The following is a 12,010-nucleotide window of genomic DNA, read 5'->3' as shown; positions in this document are numbered from 1 at the left end:
AGTCCGGTTTAGACCAGCGCTTTGCCCTTGAGCAGCTTGCGCACCCAGTAACGGGCCGGGTGGAGCGCTTCCAGTAGATCGGCGGCCAGCGGCAAGGGATCGCCGCAGATCTCGCTGGCGAGCAGCTCACCACAGAGCGGCGCCGAGCAGAGGCCCCGCGAGCCGAGCGCCCCCAGCACATAGAGGCCGGGGTGAAGGGGGAGTGGCTGGGCGTTGTGCTGATCATGCTGCAGCTGCGCATAGTGATCCGCCAGACCTTGCAATCTGGCCACTGGCCCCACCACCGGCAGGTGATCCCGGCTGGCACAACGCACCCCTACGCGCGCCTCGTTGCCGCTCACATCCACTTCGGCGGGCCAGGTTTGCTCCGGCAGGCAGGCTTGCAACCGCACCTGATTCTGGATTTGCTCCTCGACACGAAACTCAAGGCTGCTCTGGTTACGGCCATAACTGGCGCCGATGCAGTGTTGATCGTTGTGCATTGGCGTGAGGTAGCCATCGTAGCAGAGCACGGTCTTGAGCTGACGCAAGCTGGCCGTGGTTGGCACATGGCTCACCTGACCGCGCACCGGATAGAGGGGCAGCTCGGCAAAGGGGAGCAGTGCTGGCAACTGGTGACCGGCGGCGACCACCAGATTGGGGGCCTGCCAGTGGCGGCCATCCTGGCTTTCTACTTGCCAGCCATCGGCCTGCTCGGCAATGGCGCTTACTTGGGTGTGGTACTCCACCTGCAGCAGACCACTGGCTTGTGCTTCTTTGATTGCGGCGCGGGTGAAATCGGCCGGGCAGAGCCAGCCCCCCTGCGGGTAACTGACGCCGCTGTGGCCACAGGGCAGGCCAACCACCTGCTCTACCTCTAATGTAGAGAGGGGATGCATCAGTTCGGACGGGAAGGGGCCCTGACTCATCTTGGCCAGCTTGGCTGCCGATTTGTCGTCATAACCGAGCTGGGTCACTCCGCATAATTCGAAAGCGATAGGATGGCGTTCGGCCAACGCCAGCAGCCGTTGGCGGGCATAGCCAAAGGCGAGCGAATAGAAGCGTGACAGCGCATCGTGCTCGCCGTTAAGCAGTGGATAGAGGGCTCCTTGGCGGTTGCCGGAGGCGCCGGTGGCCGGTTCGCCATCTGCACACAGCAACGTCACCTTGCGACCCCGCTCCACCAGAGAGAGCGCCGTCATGGTCGAGGCGATGCCGCCGCCGATGATCACCACCTCGCCAGTGCGTCCGGCAGGACGGGCATACCAGGGGACTATGGTCTGCTGCGGCTGCTTGTCGGTGCGATCCCCCACCAGCATCTCCCGCTTGCTACCGTGGCCCTTCACCTTCTTCATGGCAAAACCGGCGGCAATCAGGCCGCGACGGACAAAACCGGCACAGGTAAAGGTGGCGATGGAGCAATCGGGACGGGCGAGGTGAGCGAGACCATCAAACAGATCCTGTGTCCACATCTCCGGGTTCTTGGCCGGGGAGAAACCATCCAGATACCAGGCGTCCACCAGACCTTCTGCCCGGTGAGGCACCTGCGGCAGCATATCCTTGATGTCGCCAAACCAGAGATCGAGGCGAATGCGGCTACCCGCAAAATGCAGGCGGTGGCAACCGGAAACCGGCAGCGGCCATTGGGCGACAAGATCCTGACTCAAGTGGCCAAGTTCAGGCCAGGAGGCCAGCGCCTTGCGCAGATCGTCCCGGGTCAGGGGGTATTTCTCGAAACTGATGAAGTGCAGACGGGAGCCGTTGCCGGATTGAGGCGCCTGTTCCAGGAAAGCTTGCATTGTCGCCAGAAAGTTAAGGCCTGTGCCGAAACCTGTTTCACCTATCACGAAACTGTCACTATCGTGGTGCGAAAATCGCGCAGGTAGCCGGTTTTGCTGCAAAAAGACGTAGCGGGTTTCACTTAGACCGTTATCATTGGAAAAGTACACATCCCCGAAGTCACTGGAGACAGGAGTTCCCGCTTCATTCCAGTCCAATCGGGCATGATGTAAGGATGTTTGACTCACGTTTTCCTCGGCTCGCGTCACAAAATCGCGGGCATTCTACGTGAAAGCAGACCAGTTTGGCAGCCGAAAGCGGGTAGACTTGGCGCCAGTTTTTCCAGACGAGATGAATTAATGAGAAGAGCAGTGATCACCGGTATCGGCGTCATCTCCAGTATCGGCAACAACAAGGAAGAAGTGCTGGCCTCCCTGAAAGCAGGTAAATCCGGCATCACCTATTCCGAGCAGTTCGAGCAGCACAACCTGCGCAGCCGTGTCTGGGGTAACATCAAACTCGATCCGTCTGAACTGATCGACCGTAAAGTCATGCGTTTCATGGGCGACGCTGCGGCCTACGCCTACCTCTCCATGCAGCAGGCCATTGAAGATGCCGGTCTGGCGGAAGATCAGGTCTCCAACGAGCGTACCGGCCTGGTGGTCGGTTCAGGTGGTGCCTCCGGCAAGAACACCTCGGAATCTGTGGACATCGCCCGTGAGAAAGGGGTCAAGCGTGTGGGCCCTTACATGGTGCCGCGCACTATGTCCTCCACCACCTCTGCTTGCCTCGCGACCCCGTTCCAGATCAAGGGTGTCAACTACTCCATCAGCTCAGCTTGCGCCACCTCTGCCCACTGCATCGGTCACGCACTTGAGCTGATCCAGCTTGGCAAACAGGATGTGGTCTTCGCTGGTGGCGGTGAAGAGCTGGACTGGTCCTCTACCATCCAGTTTGACGCCATGGGCGCGCTCTCCACCAAGTACAACGACACGCCGGAAAAAGCGTCCCGTACCTATGATGCGAACCGCGATGGTTTCGTTATCTCCGGTGGCGGCGGCATTCTGGTGATCGAAGAGCTGGAACATGCGCTGGCGCGTGGCGCTCACATCTATGCCGAGCTGACCGGTTACGGTGCTACCTCCGATGGCTATGACATGGTCGCGCCGAGCGGTGAAGGTGCGGTGCGTTGCATGAAGATGGCGATGCAGGGTGTGGGCAAGGTTGATTACATCAACACCCACGGCACCTCCACTCCGGTCGGTGATACCAAAGAGCTGGAAGCTATCCAGACGCTGTTTGGCGCCAACGGTCCCAAGATCTCTGCCACCAAGGCGATGACCGGTCATGCGCTGGGCGCTGCGGGCGTGCACGAGGCTGTCTACTCCCTGCTGATGATGGAACACGGCTTTATCGCCCCCAGCATCAACATCGAGACTCTGGACGAGAAGGCTGAAGGTCTGCCCATCGTGCGTGAGTACGAAGCGGCCGAACTCAACACCGTCATGTCCAACAGCTTCGGCTTTGGCGGTACCAACGCCTCTCTGGTGTTCAGCAAGTTCAAAGGCTGATTATCCGGTTGATATAAAAAAGCGCCTCAGGGCGCTTTTTTTGTCTTCGGGATCTACCATCACTCATTGCAGAGCAGAGCAGAGCAGAGCAGAGCAGAGCAGAGCAGAGCAGAGCAGAGCAGAGCAGAGCAGAGCAGAGCAGAGCATCGGCCATTGTGGAATAGGAAGAGTGGGTTGGTGGCAGATTTCAGCGCAGATGGTGGGGGGAGGTGACGCCACACCAATGAACCTGACCTACATCTCTCTAGCGGGGCAGATAGCAAGAAGGGAGCCTGAGGCTCCCTTCTTTGTTAGCGGTAATGTGATGGCTGTTGGCTAGAACCAGAAGCCGATGATAAAGGAGCCCGCCAGGGTCAGCATCACGTTGGCCACCGCATAGGTACCGGCATAACCGAGCGCCGGAATGGAGCTGTTGGCTGCCTCGTTGACCACATCCATCGCCGGGGCACAAGTACGGGCACCTGTGATGGCACCGAGCAGCAGCGCCGGGTTCATCTTGAGCACCCAGACCCCGAACAGATAGCCAACCAGCACCGGCAAGGTGGTCACCAGCATGCCGGAGAAGAGCACTACCGTACCCACCTCGCTGAGGTGATCCAGAATGCCGCCACCGGCTTTCAGGCCCGTGCTCACCATAAAGACCGCCAGACCAAGATCCTTTGCCAATCTGAGCGCGCCGGGCGGCACATAGCCTACCGTCGGGTGGTTGGCCCGCAGATACCCCATCAGAATACCAGCCAACAGCAGGCCGACGGCGTTGCCGAGGCCAAACTCGATCTGACCGAACACCAGCGAAACGGAGCCGATCAGCAGTCCCAACACAAAGAAGGTGGTGAAGGCCACCAGATCTGTGGTCTGACTGTGAATGCTGATAAAGCCGATCTTGTTGGCCAGCAGTTTGACCCGCTGCTTCTCGCCGCTGATCTGCAGCACGTCGCCTTTTTGCAGCATGATGTTGCGATCGAACGGCATCTCGATCTGGGAGCGCACTACCCGGTTGAGGAAGCACCCTTTCTCGGTGAGGTTGAGCTCCACCAGATGGCGGCCTACCACGGAGTCATTCTTTACCACTATCTCTTCGGTGACGATCTGCAGGTCGAGCAGGTTGCGGTCAAACACCTCTTTACCGTTGCGATAGTTGACGTCCAGCTTCTCGTGGCTCTCGGGATAGCCCACCAAGGCGATCTCGTCCCCTTCCTGAATAACGGCATCACCATCGGGACTGGCCAGAATGCCGTTGCGGCGGATCCGCTCTACATAGCAACCGGTATGGGGATAGATGCCGGTCTCTCGCAGGGTACGACCACCTATCCATGCCGCCAGCTCAGGGCCCACCCGATAGGCGCGGATGATGGGCAGATAGGTCTTGCGACTATCGCTATCGGAGAGACCCCGCTCACGGGCGATTTTTTGCGCCTCGGTATTGAGGTCGAGGCGAGCTAGCGATGGGAGGTAGCGCACCACCAGCATCAGGCCCACCAGACCCACCAGATAGGTCAGGGCGTAGCCGATGCCCATATTGTCCAGCACCGCCTGCATATCGGTCTGATGGGGCAGGTTGAGCAGACCGCTGCGCAAGGCATCCTGGGCACCCACCAGAGCCGGAGTCGAGGTGAGGGAACCCGCCAGGATCCCCGCCGCCATGCCCGGCCCCAGATTGAAGAACTTGGCGAGCCCCACTGTCAGCAGCAGGGCGGTCAGCAAGATCACCAGAGTCAGGGTGATGTAGTGGATGCCATCGCGCAAGAAGACGCTGAAGAAGTGAGGGCCCGCCTCGATCCCCACACAGAAGATGAACAGCATAAAGCCGACGTTTTCAGTGGTGGCTGCAAATTCGAAGCCCATCTGGCCGAACAGCAGGGCGGTAAACAGCACACCTATGGTGTTGCCAATCTGAAAGTTGCCAATTCGCACCTTGCCCAGCAGCAGGCCGAAGGCCAATACCACGAACAGCAGCAGGGAGTCGCTTTGATGTAGCAGTGTCACGAAATCTATGGTCATGCCCGGAAAAACCGAGGAAAAAAGTGGGGTCGATATTGTGCCGGATCTATCCCCAATAAAGAAGCGCAAGGGAGCGATTAATCGGACGTTATCGGACGCTATTTGTGGAACCGGCGGCGTGATAGGGAGACAAGCGGATGAAATCTGGCAATTTTTGCTGTAACCGCCGTTGTCAATTAGTGAAATCTGCTGCCCGCGACCGAAGTGCTCTGGCGCAGGACGATTTTTTAGATTCTGCTGTCCGGCTGCTTGGCGGGGATCAGTTTCAGCAGATTCAACCGATGGCCGCCATGGTGGATAGAGGGGCAAATCAGCTTGATATTTGCCCGTTCGCCCACGGGAAAAGGGTTGGCAAAAAGATGCTTCTGAAAAGTGCCAATAGAGCCTGTCACCCCGCTGTTCCTGAGGGGGCAAAAAAACAGCATAAAATCAGGTTGGCCAGCAAAATGACTCTTTGCCGGGGGCCATCAAGGGCAATCCCGCGTCCTGACAGGGCTTGCTGCACTTACCCACAGAATCTGTGGATAACCCTGTTTATGAAACTTGTTCATCGCCCTGAAAGCCGCGCCAGCACTGGGATGCAAGGGCTGTTCAAAAAATACCGGAAGAAAAATGTTTGTATAAAAATCAAATAGTTAGATGCGACAGGAGAAAACTCTGTCGAGCCGGGACGGGTAACAAAAGGGAGCGTCAGCAGCAAGAAGGATCTTGTGCATTAAAATTGGCAGAGGAGGGCACTAAAGTGGATAACTTGCACCGAGATGGTGAGGAATTGGCTCCCCCGACTGGACTTGAACCAGTGACATACGGATTAACAGTCCGCCGTTCTACCGACTGAACTACGGGGGAACATCAGGCAAGGAGGAGCATCATACAGAAGGTGTCCGAGGTGGTCAAGCCATTCGCGGGATGATGGCACGGGTGTACCGCTGCCAAACCCTCGGTTACACTGCTCCTCTGCTGTTTTGTGTCGGGAGTGTTCATGAGCAAATTGTTCAAGTTAGCCAGCCAGTTTCAACCCGCCGGGGATCAGCCCACGGCGATTGCCCAACTGCTGGATGGCATCGAGTCGGGGCTGGCCCACCAGACCCTGCTCGGGGTGACCGGTTCGGGCAAGACCTTCACCATGGCCAACGTCATCGCCACCCTGAACCGCCCGACCATGATCTTGGCCCCTAACAAGACCCTGGCCGCCCAGCTCTATGGCGAGATGAAGGAGTTCTTCCCCGACAACGCTGTAGAGTATTTCGTCTCCTACTACGACTACTACCAGCCCGAAGCCTATGTGCCGACCACCGACACCTTTATAGAGAAGGATGCCTCGATCAACGATCACATTGAGCAGATGCGATTGTCGGCCACCAAGGCGCTGCTGGAGCGGCGCGACGTGGTGATCGTCGCCTCGGTGTCGGCCATCTATGGTCTGGGGGATCCCCAAGCTTATCTGAGCATGATGCTGCATCTCAAAGTGGGGGATGTGATCAACCAGCGGGATATCCTGCGCCGTCTCGCCGAGCTGCAGTACACCCGTAACGACATGGCGTTTCAACGCGGTACTTTCCGGGTGCGCGGTGAAGTGATCGACATCTACCCTGCCGAATCGGACAAGCTGGCCCTGCGGGTGGAGCTGTTTGACGAGGAGGTGGAGCGGCTCTCCCAGTTCGACCCGCTGACCGGCGCCATCGAGCAGACGGTGGTGCGCTATACCATCTACCCCAAGACCCACTACGCCACCCCGCGCGAGACCATTCTGGGGGCTATCGAGCATATCAAGGAGGAGCTGCGCAGCCGCCGCGAGCAGCTGTTGTCTCTCAACAAGTTGGTGGAGGAGCAGCGTATCAGCCAGCGCACCCAGTTCGACATGGAGATGATGCAGGAGCTGGGTTACTGCTCCGGAATCGAGAACTACAGCCGCTACCTCTCCGGCCGTGCGCCGGGGGAGCCGCCGCCTACCCTGTTTGACTACCTGCCGGGGGATGGCCTGCTCATCATCGATGAGTCCCACGTTACGGTGCCGCAGATCGGCGCCATGTTCAAAGGGGACCGCTCCCGCAAGGAGACCCTGGTGGAGTACGGCTTCCGGCTCCCCTCGGCGCTGGACAACCGGCCGCTCAAGTTCGACGAATTTGAAGCGCTGATGCCGCAGACGGTGTTTGTTTCGGCGACTCCCGGCCCCTACGAGCTGGAGAAGTCCGGCGGCGATGTGGTGCAGCAGGTGGTGCGCCCAACCGGCCTGCTCGATCCGGAGATCGAGGTACGTCCGGTGACCACGCAGGTGGACGATCTGCTCTCCGAGATCCGCAAGCGGGTCGCCGTCGAGGAGCGGGTGCTGGTCACGACCCTGACCAAGCGGATGGCGGAAGACTTGACCGAGTATCTGGCGGAGCACGACGTCAAGGTGCGCTACCTCCACTCCGATATTGATACGGTCGAACGGGTGGAGATCATCCGCGATCTGCGCCTTGGCAAGTTCGATGTGCTGGTGGGCATCAACCTGCTGCGGGAAGGCCTCGACATGCCGGAGGTGTCGCTGGTGGCGATTCTGGATGCGGATAAAGAGGGCTTCCTGCGCTCGACCCGCTCGCTGATCCAGACCATCGGCCGGGCGGCGCGTAACCTCAACGGCAAGGTCATTCTCTACGGCGATACCATCACCAACTCGATGAAGGTCGCCATTGAGGAGACCGAGCGGCGCCGCGCCGTGCAGCATGCCCATAACCTCAAGCATGGGATCACCCCCAAAGGGCTCAACAAATCCATTGGCGATGTGATGGACATGGGGGGCAGCCGCACGGCAGGCAAACCAGGCAAGGGGATGCGCAAGGCAGCCGAGCCGCAAGGGGAATACCATGTCCGCTCTGCCAGCGAGATTGCCAAAGAGATCAAGCGGATGGAGGAGCAGATGTTCCAACATGCCCGGGATCTGGAGTTCGAACAGGCGGCGGCACTACGGGATCAGATCCAGCAGTTGCGCAGCGAGTTGATCGAATCATGAGCCGCAAACGCTGGTTGATTTGGCAACGGCTTCGTCGTCTCTATCAGGGCTTTCGCCATCCCGGTACCCCCTGGTGGGCGAGGGGACTGGTGATCCTTATCCTGCTCTATGGCATCAGTCCGGTGGATCTTATCCCTGACGTGGTGCCCTTGCTGGGATGGTTCGATGATGTGACCCTGCTGCTGGTGTTGCTATGGGGCTGGGAGCGTTGTTTGCCCCCCGCAGTGCGCAGCGAGCTGGAACAGGTCTCCTAGTTCATTTTCAACACCACGCTCGGCATCTCTCTTTGTGCTCCCACCCTCGAAGGAAGCGGAAAAACGGTTTCATTTGAAGGTGGGCGCTGCGGGATGAAAAAGAGGCTGGCCCGGTGATTGTCGCCCGGATGGCATTGGCGTAGACTCCACGCCGTTCACTTTATGGGTATGGAAAAAATGGATCTGATCCTCTTTGCAATCGACTTTATCCTGCACGTAGACGTGCATTTGAAAGAGCTGTTCGAGAACTATGGCGTCTGGGTTTACGCCATCCTGTTTCTCATCATCTTCTGTGAAACCGGCTTGGTAGTGACGCCGTTCCTGCCGGGTGACTCCCTGCTGTTTGCCGCCGGTGCGCTTACCGTGGGCAGCGTGCTGGACGTCCATACCCTGGCGGCCGTGCTGATCATCGCTGCCGTGCTGGGCAACGTGGTCAACTACACCATTGGTCACTTCTTCGGCGAGCAGCTGTTCCGCAACCCGGACTCCAAAATCTTCCGCCGGGATTATCTGGAGAAGACCCACGCCTTCTATGCCAAGCATGGTGGCAAGACCATCATCATCACCCGCTTCCTGCCCATCGTACGTACCTTTGCGCCGTTCGTTGCAGGGATGGGTGCCATGACCTATCCGCGCTTCCTGGCGTTCAACCTGGTTGGCGGCTTGCTGTGGGTACTCTCCTTCGTTTATGCCGGCCACTTCTTTGGCAATCTGCCGGTGGTGCGTCACAACTTTACCCTGCTGATCTTCGGCATCATCGGTATCTCCCTGTTGCCCATGGTAATTGGCGCGGTCAAGGCCAAGATGGGTACTGCCAGGGCGTAACCAGAAATAGGGTCAGCCATAACGAGAAAGGGGGAGCCATCATGGCTCCCCCCTTTTTATCTCCACGCGGGCATGATGATCAGTTGCAGCAGCGCCCTTTCACCAGATTGCCGATGGCCACTACGGTGAAGACCAACAGGTAAGCGGCGAAGATGACGACCAGCCACTGGGGCATGGAGTAACCGAAGAACTGCCAGGTGATCTGGGCACAATCCCCTTCTGGCATAAAGAGCCAGGGGAGCCACTGATCGAGCGGAGCCCAGCTCGGGAAGTCGGCAAACGGGCTGCAGACGTTGAACGGGGAAGGATTGACCTGATAGTCCACATGCTTGAGGGCCAGCTGGAAGCCGCGGAAGGCACTGTAGCCCCATAGCAGCATGGCGCTCCAGCGAACATACCACTTATCCGGCGCCACCATGCCGAGCAGACCGGCGGCCAGCACACCCAGGGTCGCCAACCGTTCGTAAACGCACATCACGCACGGGGAGAGGCCCAGCACATGCTGGAAGAAGAGGGCGCACAACTCGAGGAACAGGGCTGATGCTGCCAACAGACCCCAAGCCAGCCGATGGGCGGCAATACGGCGGAGAAACTCGATCATCTCATTGATCTCTCAGAAAAAACAGTGGCTGAATTAGAGCAGAGCGGAACCGAAAAGAAAAGGGCCCTGAAAGGGCCCTCGGAAACCATCTCAATGGATTAATGCAGTGCCGGTTGTACCGCTGGCAGCGCACTCTCCATCACCAGCCATCCGTGCTGATAGAACCACTCGGTGGCAGGACCAAGCAGCAATTCGACAGAGAAAAAGCCGATCAGCCCCAGCACCAGGGTGTAGGGCAGCGCCATCCAGACCATGCGGCCATAGGAGAGACGTAGCAGCGGCGCCAATGCCGAGGTGAGCATAAACAGGAAGGCGGCCTGACCATTGGGGGTTGCGACCGATGGCAGGTTGGTACCTGTATTGATGGCTACCGCCAGCAGATCGAACTGGGCGCGGTCGATGGCACCATTGAGCATGGCTGTCTTCACCTCATTGATGTAGACGGTGCCGACAAAGACGTTGTCACTGACCATGGAGAGCACCCCGTTGGCCAGATAGAAGAGGGCCAGCTGGTTCTCCGGTTTGGCTGCCAGTACCAGCTGGATCACCGGCTTGAACAGCTGCTGATCGATGATGACGGCGACTACGCTGAAGAAGACCGCCAGCAGGGCGGTGAAGGGGAGTGCCTCCTGGAAGGCTTTACCCAGCGAGTGCTCCTCGGTGATCCCGGTCAGGGAGGTGGCCAGCACGATGACCGAGAGACCAATCAGGCCAACGGCAGCCAGGTGCATGGCCAGACCGACGATCAGCCAGACCGCAATCAATGCCTGAACGATCAGCTTGGCCTTGTCTTGCGGGCTGCGTTTTGCCTCTTCGTAGCGGTTGTACTCCTCCATGATGGCGCGCACCGTGTCCGGCAGGCGGGCGCCATAGCCAAACCAGCGGAACTGCTCTACCAGCACGCAGGTCAGCAGACCGCAGATAAAGACGGGGACGGTGACGGGTGACATGCGAATGGCAAATTCGGCGAAGTTCCAGCTCGCTTGCTCGCCGATGATGAGGTTTTGCGGCTCGCCCACCAGGGTGCAGACACCACCCAGCGCGGTGCCGATGGCGGCATGCATCATCAGGCTGCGCAGGAAGGCGCGAAAATCGTCGAGATCCTGGCGATTGAGCTCGGCGACTTCCTTATCATCGGTATGGTCATGGCTGTGACCAAACTCCTTGCCGGACGAGACCTTGTGATAGATAGCGTAAAAGCCGGTGGCGACGCTGATCACCACGGCAATCACGGTCAGGGCATCGAGAAAAGCCGACAGGAAGGCGGAGACCAGACAGAAGGAGAGGGAGAGCAGGATCTTGGAGCGTACGCCGATCAGCAGCTTGGTGAAGACATAGAGCAGCAGCTGCTTCATGAAATAGATGCCTGCCACCATGAACACCAGCAACAGCAGCACTTCGATATTCGCGACCAGCTCGTGCTTGACCTGATCGGCGGAGGTCATGCCGATCAACACGGCTTCGATCGCGAGCAGACCACCCGGTTGCAGGGGGTAGCACTTGAGGGCCATGGCCAGGGTGAAGATAAACTCAACGACCAGTAACCAGCCCGCAATGAAAGGATCAAGGTGGAAGGCAATCGGATTGATCACCAGAAATAGCAAGATGGCGCTTTTATACCACTGTGGTGCATTGCCCAAGAAGTTCTTGGCGAATGCCTGCCCTAGGCTTATTGGCATGATAATGGGTCTCAACTTTGTTGTTAGGATCTGCTTCTATGCAGTCAAGGATGATTCGACCTGTGCCTCCGGATGTTGGCCTTTATCTGTCTGATTCCTCGTGATTTTAATCAAAAAGCGTGACGATTATAAATGATAGCCGATGGATCTCTGCCCATCTGTCTGTTTTATAACCACCTTGTCGGGGTTGGCTGGCTCCCTCGTGGCGATTAGATACATATTCCCAACACTATATTTGCCATATGTGAGCAGAGGACTGACCTTATGCTTGCCAGCCATCATCGCTTTGATATCATTCGTCAGCCTTTTTACGCATTACAACAGAG

9 protein-coding genes and 1 tRNA gene are annotated in these 12,010 nt (G+C 58.3%); 5 read left to right on the top strand and 5 right to left on the bottom strand.

Going from position 1 to position 12,010, the window contains the following annotated elements; all coding sequences use genetic code 11:
- Positions 1–8: 8 nt before the first annotated feature.
- Complete coding sequence (mnmC, locus tag WBR25_RS11140) at positions 9–2,027, bottom strand: bifunctional tRNA (5-methylaminomethyl-2-thiouridine)(34)-methyltransferase MnmC2/FAD-dependent 5-carboxymethylaminomethyl-2-thiouridine(34) oxidoreductase MnmC1 (RefSeq protein ID WP_479747923.1); 2,019 nt, start codon at positions 2,025–2,027, stop codon at positions 9–11.
- 90 nt (positions 2,028–2,117) lie between these two features.
- Between mnmC and fabB the strand changes: the two genes are divergently transcribed.
- Positions 2,118–3,329, top strand: coding sequence for a beta-ketoacyl-ACP synthase I (gene fabB / locus WBR25_RS11135; RefSeq protein WP_100645761.1), 1,212 nt, complete (start codon positions 2,118–2,120; stop codon positions 3,327–3,329).
- Positions 3,330–3,644: 315 nt separating this feature from the next.
- On the opposite strand, the gene WBR25_RS11130 is transcribed toward fabB, so the two are convergent.
- Positions 3,645–5,330, bottom strand: a complete 1,686-nt coding sequence (locus tag WBR25_RS11130; protein ID WP_128815308.1) for an aspartate:alanine antiporter — start codon at positions 5,328–5,330, stop codon at positions 3,645–3,647.
- Between the two features lie 137 nt (positions 5,331–5,467).
- Here WBR25_RS11130 and WBR25_RS11125 point away from each other — a divergent pair, with 137 nt between their 5' ends.
- Complete coding sequence (locus WBR25_RS11125; protein ID WP_421266369.1) at positions 5,468–5,965, top strand: hypothetical protein; 498 nt, start codon at positions 5,468–5,470, stop codon at positions 5,963–5,965.
- Positions 5,966–6,103: 138 nt separating this feature from the next.
- On the opposite strand, the gene WBR25_RS11120 is transcribed toward WBR25_RS11125, so the two are convergent.
- A tRNA-Asn gene (locus WBR25_RS11120) sits at positions 6,104–6,179 on the bottom strand.
- Between the two features lie 133 nt (positions 6,180–6,312).
- Between WBR25_RS11120 and uvrB the strand changes: the two genes are divergently transcribed.
- The 3 genes from uvrB to WBR25_RS11105 all read left to right on the top strand — a co-directional run bounded on the left by uvrB (position 6,313) and on the right by WBR25_RS11105 (position 9,404).
- A complete protein-coding gene (gene uvrB, locus WBR25_RS11115; RefSeq protein WP_128815309.1) occupies positions 6,313–8,325 on the top strand; it encodes an excinuclease ABC subunit UvrB in 2,013 nt (670 codons plus the stop codon).
- The gene (locus tag WBR25_RS11110; RefSeq protein WP_100653657.1) at positions 8,322–8,579 is read left to right on the top strand and encodes a YkvA family protein; all 258 of its coding nucleotides are present in this window, start codon (positions 8,322–8,324) and stop codon (positions 8,577–8,579) included. The genes uvrB and WBR25_RS11110 overlap by 4 nt, the downstream gene beginning before the upstream one ends.
- Positions 8,580–8,756: 177 nt before the next feature.
- Positions 8,757–9,404, top strand: a complete 648-nt coding sequence (locus WBR25_RS11105; protein WP_047437729.1) for a DedA family protein — start codon at positions 8,757–8,759, stop codon at positions 9,402–9,404.
- A gap of 79 nt (positions 9,405–9,483) precedes the next feature.
- Here the strand turns inward: WBR25_RS11105 and dsbB are convergent, their stop codons facing one another.
- Together dsbB and nhaB are read right to left on the bottom strand one after the other, a co-directional pair.
- Positions 9,484–10,005 (bottom strand): disulfide bond formation protein DsbB, encoded by a 522-nt coding sequence (dsbB, locus tag WBR25_RS11100; protein ID WP_005336895.1) that lies wholly within the window; start codon positions 10,003–10,005, stop codon positions 9,484–9,486.
- Between the two features lie 98 nt (positions 10,006–10,103).
- Positions 10,104–11,684: a Na(+)/H(+) antiporter NhaB gene (nhaB, locus tag WBR25_RS11095; RefSeq protein WP_064338053.1), complete on the bottom strand. Its 1,581-nt coding sequence runs from the start codon at positions 11,682–11,684 to the stop codon at positions 10,104–10,106.
- Positions 11,685–12,010 lie beyond the last annotated feature (326 nt).

This window comes from Aeromonas sp. MTB (assembly GCF_056632455.1).
Note: the sequence above shows the minus strand (reverse complement) of the source record. Positions and strands in the feature narration are given on the sequence as shown.

Coding starts and splice junctions, on each gene's coding strand:
- fabB (WP_100645761.1), top strand. CDS start 2,118: ATGAGAAGAGCAGTGATCACCGGTATCGGCGTCATCTCCAGTATCGGC.
- WBR25_RS11130 (WP_128815308.1), bottom strand. CDS start 5,330: ATGACCATAGATTTCGTGACACTGCTACATCAAAGCGACTCCCTGCTG.
- WBR25_RS11125 (WP_421266369.1), top strand. CDS start 5,468: ATGAAATCTGGCAATTTTTGCTGTAACCGCCGTTGTCAATTAGTGAAA.
- uvrB (WP_128815309.1), top strand. CDS start 6,313: ATGAGCAAATTGTTCAAGTTAGCCAGCCAGTTTCAACCCGCCGGGGAT.
- WBR25_RS11110 (WP_100653657.1), top strand. CDS start 8,322: ATGAGCCGCAAACGCTGGTTGATTTGGCAACGGCTTCGTCGTCTCTAT.
- WBR25_RS11105 (WP_047437729.1), top strand. CDS start 8,757: ATGGATCTGATCCTCTTTGCAATCGACTTTATCCTGCACGTAGACGTG.
- dsbB (WP_005336895.1), bottom strand. CDS start 10,005: ATGATCGAGTTTCTCCGCCGTATTGCCGCCCATCGGCTGGCTTGGGGT.
- nhaB (WP_064338053.1), bottom strand. CDS start 11,684: ATGCCAATAAGCCTAGGGCAGGCATTCGCCAAGAACTTCTTGGGCAAT.